The organism is Pseudomonas sp., assembly GCF_048265905.1.
GTDB lineage: Bacteria > Pseudomonadota > Gammaproteobacteria > Pseudomonadales > Pseudomonadaceae > Aquipseudomonas.
In genome coordinates this window covers 160,227-185,934 of sequence record NZ_JBLXAP010000007.1, presented here as the reverse complement: position 1 = coordinate 185,934, position 25,708 = coordinate 160,227, and the positions used below count along the sequence as shown (strand labels likewise).

20 protein-coding genes, 4 tRNA genes and 1 pseudogene are annotated in these 25,708 nt (G+C 52.8%); 18 read left to right on the top strand and 7 right to left on the bottom strand.

Annotated elements, in window-relative coordinates:
* The first annotated feature begins 124 nt into the window (after positions 1-124).
* On the top strand, positions 125-1,678 hold the full coding sequence (locus ACN0UH_RS12060) for an arylsulfatase (RefSeq protein ID WP_417662259.1): 1,554 nt from the start codon (positions 125-127) through the stop codon (positions 1,676-1,678).
* Positions 1,679-1,762: 84 nt separating this feature from the next.
* Here ACN0UH_RS12060 and ACN0UH_RS12055 read toward each other — a convergent pair whose 3' ends face one another.
* Complete coding sequence (locus ACN0UH_RS12055) at positions 1,763-3,670, bottom strand: sigma-54-dependent Fis family transcriptional regulator (RefSeq protein WP_417662258.1); 1,908 nt, start codon at positions 3,668-3,670, stop codon at positions 1,763-1,765.
* 269 nt (positions 3,671-3,939) lie between these two features.
* Between ACN0UH_RS12055 and ACN0UH_RS12050 the strand changes: the two genes are divergently transcribed.
* The 6 genes from ACN0UH_RS12050 (at position 3,940) to ACN0UH_RS12025 (ending at position 9,943) form a co-directional block, all read left to right on the top strand.
* Positions 3,940-5,034 carry an ABC transporter ATP-binding protein gene (locus ACN0UH_RS12050; protein WP_417662257.1) on the top strand — a complete coding sequence of 365 codons (1,095 nt, stop codon included), beginning with the start codon at positions 3,940-3,942 and terminating at the stop codon, positions 5,032-5,034.
* Positions 5,034-6,197: an ABC transporter ATP-binding protein gene (locus tag ACN0UH_RS12045; protein ID WP_417662256.1), complete on the top strand. Its 1,164-nt coding sequence runs from the start codon at positions 5,034-5,036 to the stop codon at positions 6,195-6,197. Before ACN0UH_RS12050 ends, ACN0UH_RS12045 begins: the two co-directional genes overlap by 1 nt.
* Positions 6,184-7,047 carry a carbohydrate ABC transporter permease gene (locus ACN0UH_RS12040; RefSeq protein WP_417662255.1) on the top strand — a complete coding sequence of 288 codons (864 nt, stop codon included), beginning with the start codon at positions 6,184-6,186 and terminating at the stop codon, positions 7,045-7,047. The genes ACN0UH_RS12045 and ACN0UH_RS12040 overlap by 14 nt, the downstream gene beginning before the upstream one ends.
* A gap of 11 nt (positions 7,048-7,058) precedes the next feature.
* On the top strand, positions 7,059-7,856 hold the full coding sequence (locus ACN0UH_RS12035; protein WP_417662254.1) for a carbohydrate ABC transporter permease: 798 nt from the start codon (positions 7,059-7,061) through the stop codon (positions 7,854-7,856).
* Positions 7,857-7,866: 10 nt separating this feature from the next.
* On the top strand, positions 7,867-8,139 hold the full coding sequence (locus tag ACN0UH_RS12030; RefSeq protein WP_339516728.1) for a DUF2160 domain-containing protein: 273 nt from the start codon (positions 7,867-7,869) through the stop codon (positions 8,137-8,139).
* A 61-nt stretch (positions 8,140-8,200) separates the two neighbouring features.
* Positions 8,201-9,943: an ABC transporter substrate-binding protein gene (locus tag ACN0UH_RS12025; protein WP_087516650.1), complete on the top strand. Its 1,743-nt coding sequence runs from the start codon at positions 8,201-8,203 to the stop codon at positions 9,941-9,943.
* A 102-nt stretch (positions 9,944-10,045) separates the two neighbouring features.
* Here ACN0UH_RS12025 and folD read toward each other — a convergent pair whose 3' ends face one another.
* The gene (folD, locus tag ACN0UH_RS12020; RefSeq protein WP_417662253.1) at positions 10,046-10,900 is read right to left on the bottom strand and encodes a bifunctional methylenetetrahydrofolate dehydrogenase/methenyltetrahydrofolate cyclohydrolase FolD; all 855 of its coding nucleotides are present in this window, start codon (positions 10,898-10,900) and stop codon (positions 10,046-10,048) included.
* A 278-nt stretch (positions 10,901-11,178) separates the two neighbouring features.
* On the opposite strand from folD, the gene ACN0UH_RS12015 reads away from it, so the two are divergent.
* The 10 genes and pseudogenes from ACN0UH_RS12015 to ACN0UH_RS11970 all read left to right on the top strand — a co-directional run bounded on the left by ACN0UH_RS12015 (position 11,179) and on the right by ACN0UH_RS11970 (position 20,538).
* Positions 11,179-11,255: transfer RNA gene (locus tag ACN0UH_RS12015), tRNA-Arg, on the top strand.
* 31 nt (positions 11,256-11,286) lie between these two features.
* A tRNA-His gene (locus ACN0UH_RS12010) sits at positions 11,287-11,362 on the top strand.
* Positions 11,363-11,420: 58 nt separating this feature from the next.
* Positions 11,421-11,505 (top strand) — tRNA-Leu (locus tag ACN0UH_RS12005).
* A 550-nt stretch (positions 11,506-12,055) separates the two neighbouring features.
* A complete protein-coding gene (gene tig, locus ACN0UH_RS12000; RefSeq protein WP_417662252.1) occupies positions 12,056-13,366 on the top strand; it encodes a trigger factor in 1,311 nt (436 codons plus the stop codon).
* 95 nt (positions 13,367-13,461) lie between these two features.
* Positions 13,462-14,103: an ATP-dependent Clp endopeptidase proteolytic subunit ClpP gene (gene clpP, locus ACN0UH_RS11995; RefSeq protein ID WP_417662251.1), complete on the top strand. Its 642-nt coding sequence runs from the start codon at positions 13,462-13,464 to the stop codon at positions 14,101-14,103.
* Between the two features lie 105 nt (positions 14,104-14,208).
* Positions 14,209-15,492 (top strand): ATP-dependent Clp protease ATP-binding subunit ClpX, encoded by a 1,284-nt coding sequence (clpX, locus tag ACN0UH_RS11990; RefSeq protein WP_417662250.1) that lies wholly within the window; start codon positions 14,209-14,211, stop codon positions 15,490-15,492.
* 150 nt (positions 15,493-15,642) lie between these two features.
* Positions 15,643-18,039 carry an endopeptidase La gene (gene lon, locus ACN0UH_RS11985; RefSeq protein WP_417662249.1) on the top strand — a complete coding sequence of 799 codons (2,397 nt, stop codon included), beginning with the start codon at positions 15,643-15,645 and terminating at the stop codon, positions 18,037-18,039.
* A 114-nt stretch (positions 18,040-18,153) separates the two neighbouring features.
* Positions 18,154-18,450 (top strand): annotated as a pseudogene (locus ACN0UH_RS11980) (HU family DNA-binding protein); the annotation flags it as partial.
* 51 nt (positions 18,451-18,501) lie between these two features.
* Positions 18,502-18,578, top strand: a tRNA-Asp gene (locus ACN0UH_RS11975).
* Between the two features lie 97 nt (positions 18,579-18,675).
* A complete protein-coding gene (locus ACN0UH_RS11970; protein ID WP_417662248.1) occupies positions 18,676-20,538 on the top strand; it encodes a SurA N-terminal domain-containing protein in 1,863 nt (620 codons plus the stop codon).
* A gap of 99 nt (positions 20,539-20,637) precedes the next feature.
* Here the strand turns inward: ACN0UH_RS11970 and ACN0UH_RS11965 are convergent, their stop codons facing one another.
* A complete protein-coding gene (locus ACN0UH_RS11965) occupies positions 20,638-21,405 on the bottom strand; it encodes a DODA-type extradiol aromatic ring-opening family dioxygenase (protein WP_417662247.1) in 768 nt (255 codons plus the stop codon).
* Positions 21,406-21,624: 219 nt separating this feature from the next.
* Here ACN0UH_RS11965 and ACN0UH_RS11960 point away from each other — a divergent pair, with 219 nt between their 5' ends.
* A complete protein-coding gene (locus ACN0UH_RS11960; protein WP_417662246.1) occupies positions 21,625-22,275 on the top strand; it encodes a thiopurine S-methyltransferase in 651 nt (216 codons plus the stop codon).
* Between the two features lie 24 nt (positions 22,276-22,299).
* Here the strand turns inward: ACN0UH_RS11960 and ACN0UH_RS11955 are convergent, their stop codons facing one another.
* The 4 genes from ACN0UH_RS11955 to ACN0UH_RS11940 all read right to left on the bottom strand — a co-directional run bounded on the left by ACN0UH_RS11955 (position 22,300) and on the right by ACN0UH_RS11940 (position 25,561).
* Entirely contained in the window at positions 22,300-22,686 is a 387-nt protein-coding gene (locus ACN0UH_RS11955; protein ID WP_417662245.1) for a transcriptional regulator, read from the bottom strand.
* 177 nt (positions 22,687-22,863) lie between these two features.
* Positions 22,864-23,736: a protease HtpX gene (gene htpX, locus ACN0UH_RS11950; RefSeq protein ID WP_417662244.1), complete on the bottom strand. Its 873-nt coding sequence runs from the start codon at positions 23,734-23,736 to the stop codon at positions 22,864-22,866.
* 88 nt (positions 23,737-23,824) lie between these two features.
* Positions 23,825-24,277 carry a hypothetical protein gene (locus ACN0UH_RS11945; protein WP_417662243.1) on the bottom strand — a complete coding sequence of 151 codons (453 nt, stop codon included), beginning with the start codon at positions 24,275-24,277 and terminating at the stop codon, positions 23,825-23,827.
* A gap of 72 nt (positions 24,278-24,349) precedes the next feature.
* Complete coding sequence (locus ACN0UH_RS11940) at positions 24,350-25,561, bottom strand: pyridoxal phosphate-dependent aminotransferase (protein ID WP_417662242.1); 1,212 nt, start codon at positions 25,559-25,561, stop codon at positions 24,350-24,352.
* Positions 25,562-25,708 lie beyond the last annotated feature (147 nt).

Sequence of the window (25,708 nt, the reverse complement as noted above, 5' to 3'; positions counted from 1 at the left end):
AGGTAAGAGTCAAAGCGTTTTCTGTCGAGACTTAAGCGCGGGCTAACTAGGTATCAACTAGGTAGCCATGCACTCAACCGCGTCTGCAGTGCGTACTAATAATAATGATCGAAAGGGTTTAGCGATGACTTGGTTACGAATACGTCTAAAAACCATCGGCTCGGCAGCGCTGTTAGCGTCTTCTGTTTGCGCCGCCTCTCTGGTATCTGCCGCGGATAAACCCAACATTTTAGTGATCATGGGTGATGACATCGGCGTTACCAACATCAGCAAATACAGCCACGGAATGATGGGTTATCCGACGCCCAATATCGACCGTATCGCTAACGAAGGCATGATGTTTACCGATTACTACGGTGAGCAAAGCTGTACTGCTGGGCGCTCGGCCTTCATTACCGGCCAGCATCCTGTACGAACTGGTCTGACCAAAGTGGGCATGCCTGGCTCGACAATTGGTCTGCAAAAAGAAGACCCAACCTTGGCAGAGCTGCTAAAGCCGCTGGGTTACACAAGTGGCCAGTTCGGTAAAAACCACCTGGGCGATCGCGACGAATTCTTGCCGACTAATCACGGGTTTGATGAATTTCTCGGCAATCTTTACCACCTCAATGCTGAAGAAGCTCCAGAGGACGAGGATTGGACCAAGAACCCGGTTATCGATAAAGCCATTCGCCCGCGCGGTATTATTCACAGTACCGCTGATGGCAAGATTGAAGATCTTGGTCCGCTGAACCGTAAGCGCATGGAAACTATTGACCAAGAGTTCCTTGATGCTTCGCTTAACTTCATGGATAAAGCGGTTAAACAGGACAAGCCGTTCTTCGTCTGGTTTAACTCAACGCGCATGCATTACTACACCCACATCAAAGAAGAAACCAAAGGCATTTCGGGCCAGGGCTTCTATAACGATGGCATGGTTGAGCATGACGGCCAGGTCGGCGAGCTTCTAAAGAAGTTGGATGATCTGGGTGTCGCTAAAAATACCATCGTGATCTACACCACCGATAACGGTGTGCATTTCAATCAGTGGCCTGATGCCGGAATTACCCCGTTTCGTGGTGAGAAAAACACCAACTGGGAAGGCGGCTTCCGGGTTCCTGCAATCATTCGCTGGCCAGAAAACATCAAGGCGAACACTGTCTCCAACGAGATAGTCTCGGCCCAGGATTGGATGCCAACGCTTATGGCTGCAGCTGGCGTGCCTGATGTTAAAGAAAAACTGCTGAAGGGCTACACCGCTGGCGATAAGACCTTCAAGGTTCATCTGGATGGCTACAATCAACTGCCATATCTGCAGGGTAAAGAAGCTAAAGGGCCGCGGACTGACTTCTACTACTTCAGTGACGACGGTAAGTTGTTGGGCATGCGCGATGGCGACTGGAAGGTTGTTTATGCGGAACAGCGTGCGCACCGCTTTGATGTATGGCGCGACCCGTTCGTAGACCTGCGCGCACCAAAGCTGTTTAACCTGCGTCGCGACCCATTTGAGCGGGCTGACACCGACTCCAACAGTTATAACGTGTGGTGGGACAAGAAAGCTCAGTCGGCGATCTTTCCAGGGATTTTCCGTACGCAACAGTTCTTGATGACGTTCAAGGACTTCCCGCCACGTCAGCGTCCAGCCTCGTTCACCATCGACCAAATGGTTGAAAAGCTGATGAACTTCGAAGACAAATAAGCGGCCAAGAATTCTTGCGCTAGCTTGTTTAAAGGCACAAAAAAACCGCTTCCGAGCGGTTTTTTTGTGCCTTGGGTCTGGCCTTTATACTTTCAGGCCCTGCTCGCGTAGGCGCTTGTATAGCGTGTTACGGCTTACGCCAAGGTGCCGAGCAAGCTGAGAAACATTGCCAGCACAGGCCTGCAGTTTGTCGTTGAGATCAGCTGAATCATTCAGGTTTAGCGTATTGCTTGAGTTGAAGCTGTTCGCGGTCGGCATGTTCGCGGCCAATTCCGTCGGGTAGCTCACTGCCGATTGATGGGGGTGAAACTCTTCAAGAAAATCGTCTGGCAGATGCTCAATCTTAATCGGCAGATCATCTGCCATTGCCAACGCGACCTGAATCACGCTGCTGAGCTGGCGCAAATTACCGGGCCAGGGATGAGCGTTGAATACTTCCAGCACCTCGTTACTTAGACCGGCCCATTGCTGAGGTTCCCGGTGCTGCTGCCACAGGCGTTTGAACAAGGCAGCTTTATCGCTACGCTCGCGTAGTGGTGGTAATTCGAGGCTAAGCCCGTTGATGCGGTAATAAAGGTCTTGGCGGAATAGCCCTTGTTCAACATCATTGCGTAAAGGACGGTTCGTCGCTGAAATCAGGCGAATATCAACTGGATAACTTTCGCTACTGCCCAGCGGTTGTACGCAACGCTCTTGCAGTACGCGTAATAGACGGGCCTGGACCCGCGCAGGCATGTCGCCAATTTCATCGAGAAACAGCGTGCCTTTGTCTGCCTTGCGAATCAGCCCGCTGCTACCTTTTTGGTTGGCCCCGGTGAAGGCACCTTTCTCGTAGCCAAATAGTTCTGACTCAACCAACTCGCTGGGAATTGCTGCGCAGTTCACTGCAATAAACGCTTGTGTGGCACGGCTGCTGGCTTGATGCAGGGCTTTGACGAAGACTTCTTTGCCGACACCGGTTTCGCCATGAACCAACAAGGCAATGTCTTTCTCAATCAAGCGCTGGGCTTGCAGGATGGCTTTGTCGACTTTGACATCGCCCAAACTCAAGTTATCCAGCCTCAAGCTGTGTTCAGCAGGCGCTGAAGGAGCGGTTTTAGTCTGTGGGCGAAAATCACGCGCCTTAGGTGCTATTGGTTGTTCTGGCCGCGTGACCTGAGCATGGAAACGAAAGCGTCCGCCAGCTTTCAAGCTAAACGGCTGTCCGGAGGGTTGGTTGAGCAGTTGCCGCAGTGGCACATCGAATAAGGTTTCGATATTAACCAGTGCCAAGCTGGTGCCAAGGAGGTTGTCTGCCCGGCGGTTAGCCGATATCACCTGACCATTTTCATCAAACACCACAAGTCCAGCCCAAGGGCTTTCAAGATTATTGAGGCTGGTGTTGAACGTAAGCTGGAAGTAGTGCTGTTTGAATAGATTGAGAATCAGCCGGTTTTCGACTGACTGGCTCATCATCTTGACCATACCAAGGGTGTGCGATGGCGGCAGGTAACTGTCACTGGACACATCAAGCACCGCAACCACCTGACGCTGCTCATCGAAAATAGGCGAGGCTGAACCGGTCATAAACCGATTGGCCTTGAGGTAGTGCTCATCCTGCTGAATATGTACTGCTTGTGCGCAGCTTAGGGCGGTGCCAATCGCATTCGTCCCTGTTTGGCGCTCCTGCCAGCTGGCTCCGGTGACAAAGCCGCGACTGTGCTCCGCGTCAAGAAAGCGTTGATCGCCCCATGATTGCAGCACCTGACCTTGGTTATCCGCCAGCATTATCAAGCAGCTGGAGTTCGTCAGGATGTTGTCGTAATAGGGCAAGACTTCCTGGTGGGTTGTGACCACCAAACGTTGGTGGCGATCGAGCAAGGCGCTGATTTCGCCCTGTTCCGGCGAGCCAAAGCTGGGTGCTGTTTGATGAGTCAGGCCAAATTCACGGCAGCGTGACCAGGAATCTTCAACAATTGCTTGATGAGACAGTGTGCGAGCAGATTCAGCCATGTCAGGCAGTTCTCCGTTGCAGCATTTCTTATTGTTGTGGGTCTCGGTCTTTGCCGAGATATCTGAGTGTCGTTGATGACTGTTCAATGTCAACTTCTGAGTGTTCAGTTGTTCAGTTAACAGCTGTTCAAAACTGTTCAGTGCGAACCACTGAGCACATTCTGCGCATATGAATACCCATTACTAAACAACAAGATAGAACGGAATCCTACGAGCTGGCACGGACATCGCTTAGAGATGTGAAATGGCATAACAAAAAAGGAATAGCCATGTCACTTACGCTGGAACATGTCAGTCGTACGGTTGATAGCCAGGTTTACATCGACGATGCCTGTCTGAGTTTTGAACCCGGTTCATTCAATGTGTTGCTGGGGCGTACGCTGTCTGGCAAGACCAGTCTGATGCGGCTCATGGCGGGCCTTGATCGCCCGAGTAAGGGGCGAATCCTGATGAATGGGGCGGATGTCACCGCTATTCCAGTGCGCCAGCGCAATGTGTCGATGGTTTACCAACAGTTCATCAATTATCCGACGCTTAGCGTGTTTGAGAATATCGCCTCGCCATTGCGTCAGGCGCGTTGCTCGGAGGCCGAAATCGCTGAGAAGGTCCATGCCACGGCCAAGATGCTGCGGATCGAGGGCTTGCTTAAGCGCTTTCCATTAGAGCTTTCTGGAGGCCAGCAACAGCGCACTGCGATGGCCAGGGCGCTGGTTAAAGATGCATCGTTGATTCTCTTCGATGAACCGCTGGTTAACCTCGATTACAAGTTACGCGAAGAGCTACGCCAGGAGATGCGTGAGCTGTTTGCTGCGCGCCATACCATCGCCATTTACGCGACAACCGAGCCGAACGAAGCGCTGGCGCTTAGTGGTACCACAACTATTCTGCACGAGGGGCGGGTGATCCAGAGCGGTAATACGCCTGAGGTTTACCATCGCCCCCAGCAAGTGCTGGCGGCCGAGCTGTTTTCGGAGCCGCCGATCAATATGTTGCCAGGTCAGATTAGCGGCACCGAGGTCAGTTTTGCTGACACTGTGCATTTCCCTCTGACCCCCGACTTACAACAGCTTGAACAGGGTGACTACCGTTTTGGCGTGCGCCCAAGTCATATTGGGTTGATGCCTTCCAATGATGATGACCTGGAGCTTGCTGTCACGGTTGATCTTGCCGAGATAAGCGGCTCAGAGACCTTCTTGCATGTGCGCGCAGAACAGTTTTCCTTGGTGCTGCACCTTCCTGGAGTCCACGAGTACGACGTTGATACGCCGATTCTGATCTACATTCCAACCCACAAACTGTTTGTCTTTGATGTTCAGGGCCAGCTTAAGCAGGCACCGGCGCGGCGTACCGGGAGGGCTGCCTGATGGCTGAGATTCGCTTGCACAACCTTGCCCATAGTTACAGCAGTCAGCCAAAAACCGCTGGCGATTATGCGATTCGTGAGATGAATCATGTCTGGGAACAGGGCGGTGCTTACGCGTTGCTCGGGCCGTCAGGCTGCGGTAAATCGACATTGCTCAATATTATTTCCGGGCTGCTCAACCCTTCCCATGGCGAGGTGCTGTTTGATTCGAAAGTGGTCAATGCACTAACCCCGGAAAAGCGCAATATCGCCCAGGTTTTCCAGTTTCCGGTGGTGTACGACACCATGACGGTGTTCGATAACCTGGCTTTTCCGCTGCGCAATCAAGGCATGGCTGAGCCGCAAGTGCTGAGCAAAGTGCACGAGATTGCTGAAGTACTGGATTTACATCCGTTGCTGACGAAAAAGGCCAGCAACCTGACCGCAGACGAAAAACAAAAGGTTTCGATGGGCCGGGGCCTGGTGCGTGATGACGTATCGGCGATTCTGTTTGATGAACCACTGACGGTGATTGACCCGCATTTGAAGTGGAAGCTGCGGCGCAAGCTCAAGCAGATCCATGAGCAATTCAATATCACCATGGTCTACGTCACTCATGATCAGTTGGAGGCTTCGACCTTCGCCGACAAGATTGCGGTGATGTATGGCGGTCAAATCGTCCAGTTTGGTACGCCCCGCGAATTGTTTGAGCGGCCAAGTCATACCTTTGTCGGTTACTTCATCGGCAGTCCGGGCATGAACCTGATCGAGGTTGAACGCTGTGGCGACGGAGTCAAATTTGCTAATACTCACCTCAATCTCAGCGCGGCGCTCAATCAGCGCCTTGATTCACTTGACTATCAGCAGTTGAAAATCGGTATCCGCCCCGAGTTTGTTCACCTTTGGGATGTTGCGAGCAGCGATATACCAGACGCTGCATCGGCGGCAGATACCGCAGGCAGTGATGCCTTCAATGCCGACGTGGTTCACGTCGAAGACTTGGGTACTTACAAGATTCTGACCCTGGATCTGGATGGTCAGCCACTCAAAGTGCGCTTGCAGGAGGATCAAATCGTGCCTAAGCAGCGCGCTTCAGTCAGTTTTCCCGCGCAGTGGTTGATGGTTTACGCCGACGACTTTCTTGTGTCGGCAGACGTACAGGGGGCTCGCCATGAAAGTGCATAACAACAAAGCCTGGTGGCTGGTGCTGCCGGTGTTTCTGCTGGTGGCGTTCAGCGCTGTGGTGCCGATGATGACCGTGGTCAATTACTCGGTGCAGGATATTTTTGATTCATCCAGCCGGTTTTTTGTCGGCGTCGACTGGTTCAAGCAGGTGCTGCGTGACTCGCGTCTGCATGATTCTCTGCTGCGCCAGTTTATTTATTCCGGCTGCGTGCTGCTGATCGAAATTCCGCTGGGCATTGCAATCGCCCTGACCATGCCGACCAAGGGGCGCTGGGCGTCATTGTGCTTGATCGTGATGGCGATTCCGCTGCTGATTCCATGGAACGTTGTTGGCACCATCTGGCAGATTTTTGGCCGCGCTGACATCGGCTTGCTCGGTTGGAGCTTGAATGCGTTGGGTGTCAGTTACAACTACGCCTCCAACACCTCGGATGCGTGGGTCACTGTGCTGGTAATGGATGTCTGGCACTGGACCTCGTTAGTCGCGCTGCTGTGCTATTCCGGGCTGCGGGCGATTCCCGATGTGTATTACCAGGCTGCGCGTATTGACCGCGCATCATCCTGGGCGGTGTTCCGCCATATCCAACTGCCAAAGTTGAAGAGCGTGCTTCTGATCGCGGTGATGCTGCGCTTTATGGACAGCTTCATGATTTACACCGAGCCATTTGTGCTCACCGGCGGCGGTCCTGGCAATGCAACCACTTTCCTCAGTCAGACCTTGACCAAGATGGCGGTCGGCCAGTTCGACCTTGGCCCCGCCGCAGCATTCTCGTTGGTCTACTTCCTGATCATCTTGTTGGTGTCGTGGTTGTTTTATACCGCCATGACCCACACCGATAAGAACCGCTGAGGAGGCTGGCGATGATACGTAAACGCGTGGTTTTAGGGCTCTACATCTTGTTCTTGCTGGTGCCGATCTACTGGCTGGTGAACATGTCCTTTAAGAGCAATACCGAAATTCTTGGCAGTCTGACGCTCTGGCCCAACAGCTTTACGCTGGACAACTACAAGGTGATCTTCACCGATCCGAGCTGGTATCAGGCATACCTCAATTCACTGTATTACGTGAGTTTGAATACCCTGATCTCACTGGCGGTAGCGCTGCCAGCAGCCTATGCATTTTCCCGCTATCGTTTTCTGGGTGATAAACACCTGTTCTTCTGGCTGCTAACCAATCGCATGGCGCCGCCTGCAGTGTTTCTCTTGCCGTTTTTCCAGCTTTATTCATCGATTGGTTTGTTTGACACGCATATCGCCGTTGCCTTGGCGCACTGCCTGTTTAACGTGCCATTGGCGGTGTGGATCCTTGAGGGCTTTATGTCGGGAGTGCCCAAGGAGATTGATGAAACGGCTTATATCGACGGCTACAGCTTTCCTAAATTCTTTGTGAAGATTTTTATCCCGCTCATCGGTTCGGGGATTGGTGTGACGGCGTTCTTCTGCTTCATGTTTTCCTGGGTTGAATTGCTGCTGGCGCGAACGCTGACATCGGTTGATGCCAAACCGATCGTTGCGGTGATGACGCGCACGGTTTCGGCTTCGGGTATCGACTGGGGCGTGCTGGCCGCTGCGGGAGTTTTGACCATATTGCCGGGCATGTTGGTGATCTGGTTTGTACGCAACCATGTCGCCAAGGGCTTTGCCTTGGGCCGGGTATAAGGAGAAACCTATGGAATGGATGGCTTGGACACTACCGACAGCCTTGTTTTTCGGCGGTATCGGCCTGCTGTTGGTCGGTATGACTGTTTGGGAGCTGCGCTCACCCTGTGTTGAGCGCCGCGGTTTTTTACCTATTACCACCAGCCGTGGCGATCGCTTGTTTATTGGGCTTTTAGGCAGCGCATACCTGCACTTAATGGTGATAGGTGTGACTGACTGGAGTGTCTGGATAGCCTCAGCGCTGTCCGTGGTGTGGTTGGTTGCAGTAATGCGTTGGGGCTAACAAAGCGCGAGTAAACCGGCTTTTCTATAGCTTTAGTAAATACCCTGAGATGGAGGTCTCTATGTTCGAAAATAACAACAAAACCCGACATAGCATGGCGCTGGCAGCCTTGCTGGCGTTGTCCGGACTAAGTGGTGCGGCTTGGGCCGACGCCTACGAAGATGCGGCAAAAAAATGGATGGCAAGTGAGTTCAGTCCCTCGACACTCACGCCTGAACAGCAACTCGCCGAGCTCAAGTGGTTTATCAAGGCAGCCGAGCCGTTTCGCGGCATGACCATCAACGTAGCGTCTGAAACCATCGCCACCCATGAGTATGAATCCAAAGTGCTGGCCAAGGCCTTCAGTGAAATCACCGGGATCAAGCTCACGCACGACCTGATGCAAGAAGGCGATGTGGTTGAAAAGCTGCAGACTCAGATGCAATCAGACAAAAACATCTACGACGGTTACATCAATGACTCCGACTTGATCGGCACTCACTTTCGCTACGGAAAGGCTGTGGCAATCAGCGACATGATTGCCAACGAAGGCAAGGATTTCACCTCGCCAACCTTGGATCTGCCCGATTTTATTGGCATATCGTTCACCACTGGGCCAGACGGCAAGCTGTATCAATTGCCCGATCAACAGTTCGCCAACCTCTATTGGTTTCGCGCTGACTGGTTCGAGCGGGCTGACCTGAAAGCCAAATTCAAAGAAAAGTATGGCTATGAGTTGGGTGTGCCGGTCAATTGGTCCGCCTATGAAGACATTGCCAAATTCTTCTCTGAAGATGTCAAAGAGATCGACGGCCAGAAAGTCTATGGCCACATGGATTACGGCAAGAAAGACCCATCACTCGGCTGGCGCTTCACCGATGCCTGGTTCTCCATGGCTGGCGGCGGTGATAAAGGCTTGCCCAATGGCCTGCCGGTTGATGAGTGGGGCATTCGGGTTGACGGTTGCCGCCCAGTCGGCTCCAGCGTTGCGCGTGGCGGTGCAACCAACGCCCCAGCAGCAGTTTTTGCCACACAGAAATACGTCGACTGGCTGCGTCAGTACGCGCCACCAGAGGCGCAGGGCATGACCTTCTCTGAAGCCGGGCCAGTGCCAGCGCAGGGCAATATTGCCCAGCAAATATTCTGGTACACCGCCTTTACCGCTGACATGACCAAGCCTGGCTTACCGGTGGTCAATGCCGATGGCACGCCAAAATGGCGGATGGCGCCTTCTCCAAAGGGGCCGTACTGGGAAGAGGGCATGAAGCTCGGTTATCAAGATACCGGCTCATGGACGTTCCTCAAGTCGACGCCTGAAAAGCAGCGTCTGGCCGCTTGGCTGTATGCGCAGTTCGTCACCTCGAAAACTGTGTCGTTGAAAAAGACCCTGGTTGGCCTGACGCCGATTCGTGAGTCGGATATTAACTCGCAGGCAATGACTGACATTGCGCCGAAACTTGGTGGTCTGGTTGAGTTCTACCGCAGCCCGGCTCGTGTGCAATGGACGCCAACCGGTACCAATGTGCCCGACTACCCGCGTCTGGCGCAGCTCTGGTGGCAGTTTATCGCTGAGGCAGCCAGTGGCGATAAAACCCCGCAAGAAGCACTGGATGGTTTGGCCGCAGCTCAGGACACCATGCTCGGACGTTTGGAGCGAGCCAATGTGCTTGGTGAATGCGGGCCTAAGCTCAACGAGGCGCGTGATCCGCAATACTGGCTGGATCAGCCGGGCGCACCAAAGCCGAAGCTGGCCAATGAGAAACCTAAAGGCGAGACGGTTAACTATGCCGACCTGCTGAAATCATGGGAGCAGGCACGCAAGTAAGCCAATGCAAGGTCGTGAGGTTGATTGAGCCTCACACAAACAAAAACGGCAGACGTTAAGCGTCTGCCGTTTTTGTATACCTGCCGTGCTTAACTGCCGTGCTTATTTGTGCAGGTATTCTGCCGCGTGCAGGGTGTTTTCCAGCAAGCCAGCGCGGGTCATTGGGCCTACGCCGCCCGGCACTGGCGTAATCCAGCCTGCGCGGGGCAGGGCCGTCTCATAGACCACATCGCCAATCAGCTTGCCGTCTTGCTGGCGGTTGATCCCGACATCAATCACGATAGCGCCGGGTTTAACCCATTCACCTTTAACCAGCCCCGGTTTGCCAGCGGCAACAACCAACAAGTCTGCGTCACCCACGTGGCGAGCCAGGTCTTTGGTGAAGCGATGAGTAACGGTGACGGTGCAGCCGGCGAGTAACAACTCCATCGCCATTGGTCGACCGACGATATTCGAGGCGCCAACCACAACTGCATGTAAACCATACAGATCAACACCGGTGCTTTCGAGCAGGGTCATGATGCCTTTTGGCGTGCATGGGCGCAGCAGCGGCATACGTTGGGCCAGACGACCAATGTTGTACGGGTGGAAGCCATCGACGTCTTTATCTGGGCGGATGCGCTCAAGGATCAACGATGACTCAAGGTGTTCCGGCAGCGGTAACTGAACCAAAATACCGTCAATCGCCGGGTCTTCGTTTAATTGATCAATCAGTTCTGCCAGCGCGTCTTGGCTGGTGTCGGCAGGCAGGTCGTAGGCTTGCGAGATAAAACCTACTTCTTCACAGTCTTTACGTTTGTGCGAGACATAAACCTGAGAGGCTGGGTCGCTACCAACCAAGATCACTGCAAGGCCTGGCGCTCGCAGACCTTGCTGGCGCCGTTCGGCGACACGTGTGGCGAGCTGCTGGCGAATGCGGGTAGCGATCGCTTTGCCGTCAATCAGTTGTGCGGTCATTGCGCGTAGTTAACCAATAAGAGAGGGTGGAAAAAGGATGCGCATTCTCTCACGGAGCGGGCGTGAGGCAAAGGCGCTAAGCCACGAAATTCGTGTAACTCCTTTATCTCACTGATTTTTTTTGATTTTAGTGTTGACGGATATCGAAACCGCCATTAACATTCGCCCCGCTTGTCGAGCACAGCCAGTCGCTGGGTAAGACGGCAAACAAGCAGGCTGCTTAGTAATAAGCGTTTGTGAGGATGCCGAAAGCTTGAAGTCTGCTTGCAGATGGATAAGCGCCCGTAGCTCAGCTGGATAGAGCATCCGCCTTCTAAGCGGATGGTCGCAGGTTCGAGTCCTGCCGGGTGTACCATTTGGTATCTTTGGCTCAAGTTAGTTATATGGTGGGCGTAGCTCAGTTGGTAGAGCACAGGATTGTGACTCCTGTTGTCGTGGGTTCGATCCCCATCGTCCACCCCATATTGCTGAAGTAAGAGCCAGACATTATGTCTGGCTCTTATGTTTCAACCCTTGTTACGCGGACGTGGTGGAATTGGTAGACACACTGGATTTAGGTTCCAGCGCCGCAAGGTGTGAGAGTTCGAGTCTCTCCGTCCGCACCAATTAAGGTGCTGTTTTTAAAGCGAAAGCATTTAATTTAAAAGCAGTGTTAAGAAAGGCAGCCCAAAAGGCTGCCTTTTTTCGTTTCTGGGTATTAATTCGGGGTTGAACGCTAGTATGCGTGGGTGAATCCCTGTTCAAGGCTTGCGCGCTTCGCCTTGTGGTCGCGAGGTGCGCTCATGGTGTGTCGGGTGGTTCTCGGTTCACCTGATGTGACGACAAAGGCAGAAATAGCTTTTTTCCATTGGTCAATACAAAAGGTGTATTATGCGCCCCGGCTGTGCCCTAAAGGCTGTACTTGGTGAAACCATGGTGGCGTTTGGGGGAACACAAATACGCTGATTAACAAAGCGCAATGCCCGTATTCAAAGGCGTTGCTGCAGTGGTGGCCAGTGCATGAGCTCAAGACTCTGCATGCATGCCATCTATTAGTTATCTCCCGTTTGCCGCCTGCATCTAGGGTGACTTCTGTAAATTGACCCTCTAGAATGCATGCCCTTGATTTGGGGCTGGAAACAGTCGGCTTATATGTCTGTGCAACGAGGATTATCAATGCAAGTTTCTGTTGAAAACACTTCCGTACTCGAGCGTCGCATGACCGTCGGCGTACCCGTCGAGCGTATCGAGACCGAAGTCAACAAGCGTCTGCAGCAGACTGCTCGTCGCGCCAAGGTTCCTGGCTTCCGCCCAGGCAAAGTACCGATGAGCGTTATTCGTCAGCGCTACGAAGATTCTGCGCGTCAGGAAGCCCTGGGCGACCTGATTCAAGCGACCTTTTATGAGGCTGTTGTTGAGCAGAAGCTGAACCCGGCTGGCCAGCCTGCTGTAGAGCCTAAGTCGTTCGAAAAAGGCAAGGACCTCGAGTACGTTGCTACTTTCGAAGTTTTCCCTGAGTTTGAAGTGACTGGCCTCGACACTGTCGCTGTTGAGCGTCTGGAAGCTGACGTTGTTGATACTGACGTCGACAACATGCTGGACATCCTGCGTAAGCAGAACACCAGCTTTGAAGCTGTTGAGCGTGCCGCTGAAACTGGCGACCAGCTGACTATCGATTTCGTCGGCAAAATCGACGGCGTTGAATTCGCCGGTGGTTCGGCTAAAGGGACTCAGCTTGTTCTCGGTTCTGGCCGTATGATTCCTGGCTTTGAAGACGCTCTGGTTGGCGCTAAAGCTGGCGAAGAGAAAGTCATCAACCCGACTTTCCCAGAAGATTACCAAAACCTTGATCTGGCCGGTAAAACCGCAGAGTTCACCGTTAACGTGACTGCTGTTGCTGCGCCAAAGCTGCCTGAGCTGAATGATGATTTCTTCGCTCTGTTCGGTATTAAAGAAGGCGGCATCGACGGTTTCCGCGCCGAAGTTCGCAAAAACATGGAGCGCGAGCTGCGCCAGGCCATCAAATCCAAGGTTAAGAGCCAGGTGATGGACGGCTTGTTGGCTGCCAACCCAATTGAAGTGCCAAAGGCGCTGCTGTCGAGCGAAGTTGACCGTCTGCGCGTGCAGGCTGTTCAGCAGTTCGGTGGCAACATCAAGCCAGATCAACTGCCAGCAGAGCTGTTCGAAGAGCAAGCCAAGCGCCGCGTAGTGTTGGGCCTGATCGTTGCTGAGGTGGTTAAGCAGTTCGATTTGAAGCCAGACGACGCTCGCGTCAAAGAGCTGATCACTGAAATGGCTTCCGCTTACCAAGAGCCTGAGCAGGTTATTTCCTGGTACTACAAGAACGATCAGCAGATGAACGAAGTTCGTTCTGTTGTGCTCGAAGAGCAAGTTGTAGATACTGTTTTGCAGAAGGCTAATGTGACCGATAAAAAGGTCTCTTACGAAGAAGCTGTCAAGCCGGTGGAAGCTCCAAAAGCCGACTGATTTCTTTACCTCGTTCGAACACACCATAAGCCAGCCCTCGCGCTGGCTTATGCGTATTTGAAATATGACTATTTTTTAGGGAGCGAGTGCAAGAAATGTCCCGCAATCCTTTTATGCAACAAATGCCTGACATTCAAGCCGCTGGCGGCCTGGTTCCTATGGTTGTCGAGCAATCGGCCCGTGGCGAACGCGCCTACGACATTTATTCACGTTTGCTCAAGGAGCGAGTGATCTTCCTGATTGGTCCGGTCGAAGACTATATGGCCAACCTGGTTGCCGCTCAGTTGTTGTTCCTTGAAGCGGAAAACCCAGATAAAGATATTCATCTGTACATCAACTCGCCGGGTGGCTCGGTGACTGCGGGTATGTCGATCTACGACACCATGCAATTCATCAAGCCTGACGTATCGACCACCTGCATAGGTCAAGCTTGCAGCATGGGCGCGTTCTTGTTGGCTGGTGGTGCGGCAGGTAAGCGTCATTGCTTGCCGAACTCACGGATGATGATTCACCAGCCTCTGGGCGGTTTCCAGGGGCAGGCGTCGGACATTGACATTCATGCGAAGGAAATCCTTCACATTCGTCACCGTCTGAATACCTTGCTGGCTCATCACACCGGTCAATCGCTTGAAACCATCGAGCGTGACACCGAGCGCGATAACTTCATGAGTGCTGAGCGTGCGGCTGAATATGGCCTGATCGACTCCGTCATGATGAAGCGTGACATGCCAGCCTAAGCAGTTCTGATGAGGGTGGTTGGTCTAACTAACCACCTGTGGACTTGAAAAAGCCCACGTTTGCCTTCATCTTGTGTTTCAAGCCTACCGTATTGGATTGATCGAATGACTGACACCCGCAACGGCGAGGACAACGGCAAGCTGCTTTATTGCTCCTTCTGCGGCAAAAGCCAGCATGAAGTACGTAAATTGATTGCTGGTCCTTCCGTCTTTATCTGCGACGAGTGCGTCGACCTGTGCAACGACATCATCCGCGAGGAGGTGCAAGAAGCCCAGGCCGAGAGCAGTGCGCACAAATTACCTGCGCCTAAAGAAATTAGCGCGATCCTCGATCAGTATGTGATCGGTCAGGAGCGTGCGAAAAAGGTTTTGGCTGTAGCGGTGTACAACCACTACAAGCGTCTTAACCAGCGCGACAAGAAAAGTGACGATGTTGAACTGGGTAAAAGCAATATTTTGCTGATCGGTCCAACTGGCTCGGGTAAAACCCTGCTGGCTGAAACCTTGGCGCGCTTGCTTAATGTCCCGTTCACCATTGCTGACGCCACCACCCTGACCGAAGCTGGTTATGTCGGTGAAGACGTCGAGAACATCATTCAGAAGCTGTTGCAGAAGTGCGACTACGATGTAGAGAAGGCTCAGATGGGCATTGTCTATATCGATGAAATCGACAAGATTTCGCGCAAGTCTGACAACCCGTCAATCACCCGTGATGTATCGGGTGAGGGCGTTCAGCAGGCATTGCTGAAGCTGATTGAAGGCACCGTTGCTTCGGTTCCGCCGCAAGGTGGTCGCAAGCATCCGCAGCAAGAGTTCCTGCAGGTTGATACCCGCAGCATTCTGTTTATCTGTGGTGGCGCGTTCTCTGGTTTGGAAAAAGTGATTCAAGGCCGTTCTGAGAAGGGTGGCATCGGTTTCAACGCTCAGGTCCGCAGTAAAGACCTTGGCAAGAAAATCGGTGAGTCGCTGCGTAATGTCGAGCCTGACGATTTGGTTAAATTCGGCCTGATTCCTGAGTTCGTTGGCCGCTTGCCGGTTATCGCAACACTGGACGAGCTGGATGAAGCTGCGTTGATGCAGATTCTGACCGAGCCGAAAAATGCGCTGACCAAGCAATACGCCAAGCTGTTTGAGTTGGAAGGGGTTGATCTGGAGTTCCGTCCAGATGCTCTGAAGTCAGTCGCGCACAAAGCGTTGGAGCGTAAAACCGGTGCTCGTGGTTTACGTTCTATCCTTGAAGGCATTCTGCTTGACACCATGTATGAGATCCCGTCTCAGACTGATGTCAGCAAGGTCGTCATCGACGAAAGCGTGATTGATGGCACTTCACAGCCACTGTTGATCTATGAAAACAGTGAGCCGCCAGCTAAGGCTGCACCGGACGCTTAACCCGTCTGTTACATCCTGAGTGCAAAAGGGCCTGCGGGCCCTTTTTGTTTTTCAGTTGTAGCGCTTGTTTTTTCTTGGGGGTAGCCCCATCTTAGGGTTAAGGGTCATTCCCATCGTTTACGGCCGTATGGTCGCTGTAGAGCCGAAATCATGAAGACAACCATCGAATTGCCTCTCCTGCCGCTGCGCGATGTCGTGGTCTATCCGCACATGGTCATCCCGCTGTTTGTAGGGCGTGAAAAATCCATAGAAGCACTCGAAGCCGCGATGTCTGGCGAAAAGCAGATCCTGCTGGTCGCACAAAAGAATCCGGCTGACGATGATCCAAATGAAGAAGGCCTGTACCGAGTTGGCACCGTTGCCACGGTGCTGCAGCTGCTCAAGTTGCCTGACGGTACCGTTAAGGTGCTGGTTGAGGGCGAGCAGCGCGGTGAAATCGAGCAGTTTATCGAAGCCGATGGCTACTTCCGCTCGGAAGTCCAGCTGCTTGACGAGGCTGAAGTTGCTGAGCGTGAGTCAGAGGTCTTCACCCGTAGCTTGTTGAGTCAGTTCGAGCAGTATGTGCAGTTGGGCAAGAAGGTCCCGGCTGAGGTGCTGTCGTCGCTCAATAGCATCGATGAGCCTAGCCGCCTGGTCGATACCATGGCCGCGCACATGGCGCTGAAAATTGAACAGAAGCAAGAAATCCTCGAAATTACCGAATTACCTGCGCGTGTTGAACACGTCTTGGCCTTGCTCGATGCCGAAGTCGACCTGTTACAGGTTGAGAAGCGTATCCGTGGCCGGGTTAAAAAGCAGATGGAACGCAGCCAGCGTGAGTACTACTTGAATGAGCAGATGAAGGCCATTCAGAAAGAGCTGGGTGATATTGACGAAGGCCACAACGAAATCGATGAGCTGAAAAAGCGCATTGACACTTCTGGCATGAGTAAAGATGCGCATGCCAAGGCTACAAGCGAGTTGAACAAACTCAAGCAGATGTCACCGATGTCCGCTGAGGCCACCGTGGTGCGCTCTTACATCGAATGGCTGACCAATGTGCCGTGGAAAGCGCAGAGCAAGGTTCGCCTTGACTTGACGCGTGCAGAATCGATTCTCGACGCTGATCACTACGGCCTGGAAGAAGTCAAAGATCGCATCCTTGAATACCTCGCCGTGCAAAAGCGCGTGAAGAAGCTCAAAGGTCCAGTGCTGTGTCTGGTTGGACCGCCAGGCGTGGGTAAAACCTCGCTGGCTGAGTCGATTGCCACTGCAACCAACCGCAAATTTGTGCGGATGGCCTTGGGTGGTGTGCGTGATGAAGCGGAAATTCGCGGTCATCGCCGTACTTATATCGGCTCTATGCCCGGTAGATTGATTCAAAAGATGACCAAGGTCGGTGTGCGCAATCCACTCTTTTTGCTCGATGAAATCGACAAAATGGGGCAGGACATGCGTGGCGATCCGGCTTCGGCATTGCTGGAAGTACTTGATCCTGAGCAAAACCACAACTTCAACGATCATTACCTTGAGGTCGATTACGATCTTTCTGATGTGATGTTCCTATGTACTGCCAACTCGATGAATATTCCAGGTCCGTTGCTGGATCGTATGGAAGTCATTCGTCTGCCTGGCTATACCGAAGATGAAAAAATTAACATTGCTATCAAATACTTGGCGCCCAAGCAAACTCAGGCCAACGGCGTGAAGAAGGGTGAGCTGGAGTTTGAGGTCGATGCCATTCGCGATATCGTTCGCTATTACACCCGTGAAGCGGGTGTGCGTAGCCTTGAGCGGCAGATCGCCAAAGTTTGCCGTAAAGCGGTTAAAGATCACGCCAAAGAAAAGCGTTTTAAGGTCTTGGTTACCGCTGAAAACCTGGAAGATTTCCTCGGTGTGCGTAAGCATCGCTATGGTTTGGCCGAACAACAGGATCAAATTGGTCAAGTTACCGGTCTTGCGTGGACTCAAGTTGGTGGCGAATTACTGACCATTGAGGCTGCGGTTGTTCCAGGTAAAGGCCAACTGATTAAAACCGGTTCGCTTGGCGATGTAATGCTTGAATCTATCACCGCCGCACAGACAGTTGTACGCAGTCGGGCGAAAAGTTTGGGCGTGCCTCTCGACTTCTATGAGAAGCGCGACATCCATATCCATATGCCGGAAGGGGCAACGCCGAAAGACGGCCCTAGCGCGGGCGTGGGGATGTGTACGGCGCTGGTTTCAGCGCTGACCGAGATTCCAGTGCGCGCAGACGTCGCAATGACCGGTGAAATTACCTTGCGCGGTCAGGTTTTGGCCATTGGCGGGCTCAAGGAAAAGCTGCTTGCTGCTCACCGTGGCGGCATCAAAACTGTGATTATTCCGGAAGAAAATGTGCGTGATTTGAAGGAGATTCCGGAGAACATTAAACAAGACCTTCAGATTAAACCGGTTAAATGGATTGACGAGGTCCTGCAAATTGCGCTGCAATACGCCCCGGAGCCCTTAGCTGATGCGGCTCCTGAGTTAGTTGCAAAGGATGAAACTCGCGAGTCTGATTCCAAGGAGCGAATCAGCACGCATTAGCCGGAAGGGTTCCTTGACACCATTTTAGAGCCCTTGTTATAAAGCGGCTCTAATTGGGGTTAATGAGCCCTCCAGCACTCGCTTCACGTACACTAAAAAACGAAGAAATATTCTCAACAGAAATTAAGGGGACTTAGAGTGAACAAGTCGGAACTGATCGATGCTATCGCAGCATCTGCTGATATCCCAAAAGCTGTTGCTGGCCGCGCGCTAGACGCAGTAATTGAATCTGTAACTGGCGCTCTGAAGGCTGGTGATTCTGTTGTATTGGTAGGCTTTGGTACTTTCGCAGTTAAAGAGCGTGCAGCTCGCACTGGCCGCAACCCACAGACTGGCAACCCAATCAGCATCGCGGCTGCCAAGATCCCAGGTTTCAAAGCTGGTAAAGCACTGAAAGACGCTGTTAACTAAGCGCCTTTGGGGCATTGCCCATCAGATCAGCTTCATCGCTGATCTGACAGCGGAGCGGTAGTTCAGTCGGTTAGAATACCGGCCTGTCACGCCGGGGGTCGCGGGTTCGAGTCCCGTCCGCTCCGCCAGTTACGAGAAGGCGCATCCTCGGATGCGCCTTTCTTCTATCCGGAACTTACCCACACTGCGCGGCTGATTTATCTATACAGTCGTTCTGGGGGATGCATGCTTCAGAATATTAGGGACAATTCACAAGGTTGGATTGCCAAGACTATTATCGGTCTTATCGTTGCGCTGCTCGCTTTGACGGGTGTCGATGCGATTTTTACCGGCACTAGTAATGCTCAGAATGCCGCCGAAGTAAATGGCGAAAAAATTACTCAAAATGAGCTTGGCCAAGCCGTAGAAATGCAGCGTCGCCAGCTTGTTCAGCAGTTGGGCAAGAACTTTGATCCCGCGCTGCTTAATGAGAAATTGTTACGTGATGCTGCGCTCAAAGGTCTGATTGAGCGCAACCTGCTGTTGCAGGGGGCGACTGAGGCTAATTTCGGTTTCTCCGAAGCAGCGCTCGACCAAGTTATTTTGATGACGCCTGAGTTCAGTGTTGACGGCAAATTTAATGCGGACCGTTTTGACCAGGTGATTCGTCAGTTGGGCTATACGCGTATGCAGTTCCGTCAGATGCTCAAGCAGGAAATGGTCATCGGCCAATTACGTGCAGGCTTAGCTGCCAGCAGCTTTGTGACCGACGAAGAAGTCCAGGCATTTGCCGCGCTGGAAAAGCAGACTCGCGACTTCGCAACCCAGACGATAAAAGTTGACCCGGCAGCGGTGACGGTCAGTGATGATGACGTCAAAGCTTACTATGACGCACAGAGCAGCCAGTTCATGAGCCCTGAGCAAGTCATAGTGCAGTACGTTGAGCTGAAAAAAGACGCGTTCTTTGATCAGGTCGAAGTCGCTGACAAAGACTTGCAAGAGGCTTACAAGACCGAAATTGCCAATCTTGCAGAGCAACGTGATGCTGCGCATATCCTGATCGAAGTGAATGATGAGGTCAGTGATGACCAAGCCAAAGCCAAGATTGAGGAAATCCAGAAACGCTTGCAAAACGGTGAAGATTTCGCTGCCTTGGCTAAAGAACTGTCGCAAGATCCGGGTTCTGCCAACAACGGTGGTGACCTCGGTTACGCAGGCCCTGGTGTTTATGACCCTGATTTTGAGAAGGCCCTGTACGCGCTGGACAAGGACCAAGTGTCTGAACCCGTACGCAGTAGCTTCGGTTGGCACTTAATCAAGCTGCTGGGTGTGCAAGCGCCAGAAGTTCCTAGCTTCGACAGCCTGAAAGAAAAACTGGTTAACGACCTCAAAGCACAAAAGGTCGAAAGACGTTTTGTTGAGGCATCCAAGCAGCTTGAAGACTCTGCATTCGAAGCTTCTGATCTGGCACAGCCAGCGCAAGAGCTGGGCCTGAAAGTTGAAACCAGTCAGCCATTTGGTCGTGAAGGCGGCGAAGGCATCCTGGCTAACCGCAAGGTCGTCGAAGCGGCTTACAGCGACGATGTGCTTGAGGGTGGCAGCAATAGCTCGGTGATCGAACTTGATCCAAGCACTGCGGTTGTGGTTCACGTCAAAGAACACCTCAAGCCTGAGCAACTGAAGCTTGAAGAAGTGGCCGACAGCATTCGCGAGCACCTGACGACTGTACGTGCCAGTGAAGCAGCAAAAGCGGCTGGCGAAAAGCAAATTGCTGAGCTCGCTGCTGGCGGCACAGCGGCTGACCAGGCTCAGTGGGCTGTGACTGAGGCTGCAACCCGTGCTCAGGAAGGTGTTGATCCTGTTGTATTGCAGGCGCTGTTCCGCATGCCGAAACCAAATGATGATGGTAAGTCGACCTACACTGGCGTGAGCTTGGCCAGCGGTGACTTTGTGGTCATTCGTCTGGACGGTGTGAGTAAGCAAGAGCAAGCGCTGACGGATGAAGAAAAAACCACTTACCGTCGCTTCCTCGCGTCGCGTATTGGTCAGCAAGACTTTGCGTCGTACCGTAAGCAGCTAGAAGCTAAAGCAGACATTGAACGTTTCTAACGTTTAAGCTAAATGTCTGAAAGATAAAAAAGGCCGCTTAGCGGCCTTTTTTATTGTGCGGCTACTGGGCCTCACTCACTGCGTCGAGCAACTGAGTGCTTAATCAAAGCGATAAATATCCATGCCCAAGGCGCCCAGAGTAAAAGCGTTGTGAACAAGGCTAAAGCCTCCGCCAGCGCCGTAGGCAAAGAACAGCGGTAACAGGTGCTCATCGGTCGGATGGCTGCGTATTGAGAAGGGGGCTAATTGCCGATAGTTGAGCAAGGCGCTTTCATCATTATTGCTAAGGGCCTCGACCATCCAGTCGCGAAACGCTTGAGCCCATGGCTCTGCATGACCCTGAGTTGCCTGCCAGTCAAGCTCTTGCAGATTGTGGGTGATGCTGCCTGAACCAATGAGTAAATAACCTTGGGCACGCAACTGGCTCAGGGCCTTACCGATTTTGTAGGGCATTGCAGGACCTAAATGACTAGGCAGGGATAGCTGCACCACGGCAATGTCAGCCTGCGGATACATCAATCTAAGCGGTACCCAAGTCCCGTGGTCAAAAGGGCGATTCGTATCGAGCGTGGCAGGCAGGCCATGCTTACTTAATAACTTGGCTATCTGCTGCGCCAACTCAGGATCACCGGGAGCGGGGTAATTCAGTTGGTAAAGGGCCGCAGGAAAGCCGTTAAAGTCATGCCAGGTATTGGGTTGTGCTGCGCTGCTAATCTGCAACGATTTTGACTCCCAGTGCGCGGACATAACGATGATGCCTTTCGGCGTCTCAATGCTGGCGGCCAACCCGCGTAGCGCCAGGCCGCTAGCGCCCGGCTCAAGTGCGAGCATAGGCGAGCCATGGGAAATATAGAGGCTGGGCAACATGAGGGTTCCTGATAGGTACGAGGCGTTGACGAGTATGGCACTGCTTGCATGCGTCATTATTTGATCAAGCACGCTGGGCATCAAATATTAAAAATCGGATTAATTAATCGATAAATTAAATGCGATGCTGCATCGGCCAGATGTGGTCGGCCTGAGATAGTATTTGGATTGGCTTTGGGCGAAGATGATTCTCCACGCAGCAATTAGATGAGGCAGGCAATGCAGGCGGATTTTTGGCAAAGTCGCTGGGAAAACAATGAAATTGGTTTTCACGCGAAAGAGGTCAATGGTTACTTGCAGGCAAGTTGGTCTGCACTCGGTTTGCAGCCGGGCGATCAAGTATTTGTACCTTTGTGCGGTAAATCTCTGGATTTAACCTGGTTGGCTGCGCAAGGTTTACGTGTGACGGGCGTCGAGCTGTCGCAGATTGCGGTTGAGGCTTTTTTTAAGGAGCAGCAACTTGAGCCTCAGGTCAGTCAGGAAGGGGCATTCAAGGTATATCGCGCAAAGTCGATTGAAATTTACTGCGGCGATTTTTTTCAGTTCGATGCCTCGTCGCTTGACGGTTGTAAGGGCTTTTATGATCGAGCCGCGTTAATTGCCTTGCCGCAAGATATGCGCGCTCAATATGTAGAGCATCTGCAATTAATCTTGCCAGTTGGCTGCCAAGGTGTGCTGGTTACGCTGATTTACGATCAGGCGAAGATGGACGGCCCGCCATTCTCAGTGACTGAGAGCGAGGTCGCTCGGTTATTCAGTAGCGGTTGGCAATACCAGCTTTTGCGCACCGAAGACGCATTCAACTGGCGGTTTGCCGATCGAGGGCTCGAGACGCTTGAAGAGTCGGTGTATCAGTTAAGCCGTTGCTAGAGCGCAACAGAGACACCAGACAACTTAGGTTGCCTTGACTGCGAGCTTGTCAAAGATTTCGGGTACCAACGCGCTGAGACCTTCTCTGTCGAGTATTTCGCGAGGGTGCTGCTCGCCGGGGAAGCTGCTGTCGATCATGTTCAATAGCTGCAAGCCGCGATCGGTGAGGACAAAGTTCTCGCCGTTGCCGCCTTCGGCTTCTGGCCGCGGGGCGATAAATTCGGCTTTAAGCAGCAAGGCTTCATAGTCACACGCCTGTGCCTTGAGTTCGTCCTCATCAATATTTCCAGCGCCTGCGCGTTGCTCTTCTTCGGCAAGCTGCACCGCGTACTTGCGTGGATTGAAGCGTTCGTTGGCTGAGTCCTGTGCGTGCTGCAGCAAGCGCTCGATAAGATCCCAGTTGTACTTCATGGTCGTACTCCTGTCTGGCGTGAGGGTCACAAACTGCGCCCGTTATTATTGTCGACCGTAGCGCGCTGCTGATGTTCAGTTGCTGGGATCAATGGTTGTTGTTGAGTAGTGGTTGTTATGAAAATTGAGCGCATAAAAAAGGCGACCCGAAGGTCGCCTTGATCTGTTCTTGGCTGTTTAGCCGCGCTGACGTAGTGCCTCGATACGTACTTCAAGAGGCGGATGGCTCATGAGCAAGCCTGCGAGGCCGTTCTTCAGGCCGCCATTGATACCGAAGGCGGCGAGGGTGCTTGGCATCTCAACCGGTACGCCTTGTTCGGAGCGCAGGCGTTGCAAGGCTGCAATCATGGCATTGGTACCCGCCAGTTGGGCACCAGCCTCGTCTGCTCTGAATTCACGCTTACGCGAGAACCACATAACGATGATGCTGGCGAGAATGCCGAGCACCATTTCAGCAAAAATGGTCGCCACGAAATAGCCGATACCTGGGCCGTTTTCATTCTTCAGGATTGCCTTATCGACGAAGTTGCCGAAGATCCGCGCAAAGAACATCACAAAGGTGTTCACCACGCCTTGAATCAGGGCCAGGGTCACCATGTCGCCATTGGCAACGTGGCCTATCTCGTGGGCCAGTACGGCTTTAACTTCATCAGGTGAGAAGCGTTCAAGCAAGCCTTGGCTGACGGCGACTAATGCGTCGTTCTTATTCCAGCCGGTAGCGAATGCATTGGATTCATACGCCGGGAAAATGCCAACTTCAGGCATCTTGATACCCGCTTCGCGTGACAGTTCTTCAACCGTTTGCATCAGCCATTGCTCGTGGCGGGTGCGCGGCTGGCTGATGATTTGCGTGCCGGTACTCATCTTCGCCATCCACTTGGACAGGAACAGCGAGATGATCGAACCTGCGAAACCAAATACCGCACAGAAGGCCAACAAGCTGCCGTAGTTTTGACCGGTGAAGCGATCAACTCCTAGCAGTTTCAACGTGATGCTGGCGATCAGCAACACAGCCATGTTGGTGGCTAGAAATAAGAAAATGCGTTTCATGGTTTGAAACTACTCCTCAAGGGATAGGTATTCACGGTATGCAGGCTATATAAGGCCGCTGACGTCAGGCTTCAACTGGGCGACTATTTCAAGCTGTTTCGTTATCAATGCCTAGGCTGCCGACAAACAATTGGCGGGCGAGGCGGGCAAGCTGTTCGCTGTTCTGCTGGCTGATAGCTTGGCGCAACTGGAATGCCAGTGTGGCATGGACACGGCGCACGCTTGGCGGCAGGTCTGGATCATCGCTGGCGACGTGCGGGACGCTGCGTGAAAGACGTAAAAAACCTTTCTCGGTGAGTACCGCCTGATCCAGTGCATCGTAAGCAATGCTGGACTCAAAACGAATATAGCCCTCATCAGCCAACCACAGTTGTGTACCGAGGCAACTTTGGTGGCGTTTACTGGGTAGGCCAAACTCGTCGGGCTCTTCACGTCCGATCAGGTCCTCAATATACAGACCGATTTTGCGCGGAAAGGCTTGGTAAAGCATGAGCAATCCGGCGGCTGCGTCTTTATAGAAATCGTCGATTTGCAGGTCCATGAATGTCGGCGCCGATGGTTGTCGAAAGCTGGAATGGGTGCAGCGTTGGTTAATCCACCGCTGCAGAGCCTGTTATTGGTTGTAACCTTTGAGGAATCCACCAATACGGCCGATGGCTTGCTCCAGTTCGTCGACCCGCGGCAGGGTTACGACCCGGAAGTGATCGGGCCACGGCCAGTTAAATGCGGTGCCTTGGACGATCAGCAATTTTTCCGAGAGGAGTAGATCGAGAACGAACTTTTCATCGTTATGGATCGGGCAGATTTTCGGGTCGATCTTGGGAAACGCGTACAACGCGCCCATCGGCTTTACGCAGCTAACCCCAGGAATGTCGTTGAGCAGTTCCCAGGTGCGGTTACGTTGTTCGAGCAGGCGGCCATTGGGGAGAACCAAGTCGTTAATGCTCTGGTAACCGCCAAGGGCTGTCTGAATGGCATGTTGGCTGGGTACGTTTGCGCACAGGCGCATATTGGCCAGAATATCGATACCTTCGATGTAGCTTTGGGCGCGGTGCTTGGGGCCGGAAATAGCCACCCAACCTGAGCGAAAACCCGCAATGCGATAGGATTTCGACAAGCCATTGAAGGTCAGGCACAGCACGTCTGGCGCCAGTGAGGCTGTGCAAATGTGCTTCGCATCATCGTAGAGAATCTTGTCGTAGATTTCGTCGGAAAACAGTACCAGGTTGTGCTGGCGAGCAAGTTCTACGATGTCCATCAGGACTTCTTTGGAGTAGACCGCACCGGTTGGATTGTTTGGATTGATCAACACCAGCGCCTTGGTGTTAGGCGTGATTTTGGCACGGATATCGGCAACATCAGGAAACCAACCCGCTTGCTCGTCGCACAGGTAATGCACTGGCTTGCCGCCTGAGAGCGCTACCGAGGCCGTCCAGAGCGGGTAGTCAGGCGCAGGAATCAACACCTCGTCGCCGTTGTTCAGCAATGCTTGCATGGCCATAACGATCAGCTCGGACACGCCGTTGCCGAGGTATATGTCCTCGATGCCAATGCCTTCGACATTCATCTGCTGGTAATACTGCATTACCGCTTTGCGGGCGCTGAACAAGCCTTTTGAGTCGCTGTAGCCTTGCGCTGTAGGCAAGTTACGAATGACGTCTTGGAGAATCTCTTCCGGCGCTTCAAAACCGAACGGAGCAGGGTTGCCGATGTTCAGCTTGAGAATGCGGTGGCCTTCCTCTTCAAGACGCTTGGCATGCTTGAGTACAGGGCCACGAATGTCGTAGCAGACGTTGGCGAGCTTGTTCGATTTGCTGACCTGCATGTGAAGTGATCCTGAATTAAAAAACTAATCCCACGGGCAAGGGTGGCGTAGGTGGCCGTGACAAGGCACTGGGCGACAGGGCTGGAATGATACGTTGCAGGCTGGTTTAGGCAAAGTGACGTAACCGGCTTTTTTTGTTTAAAGCGC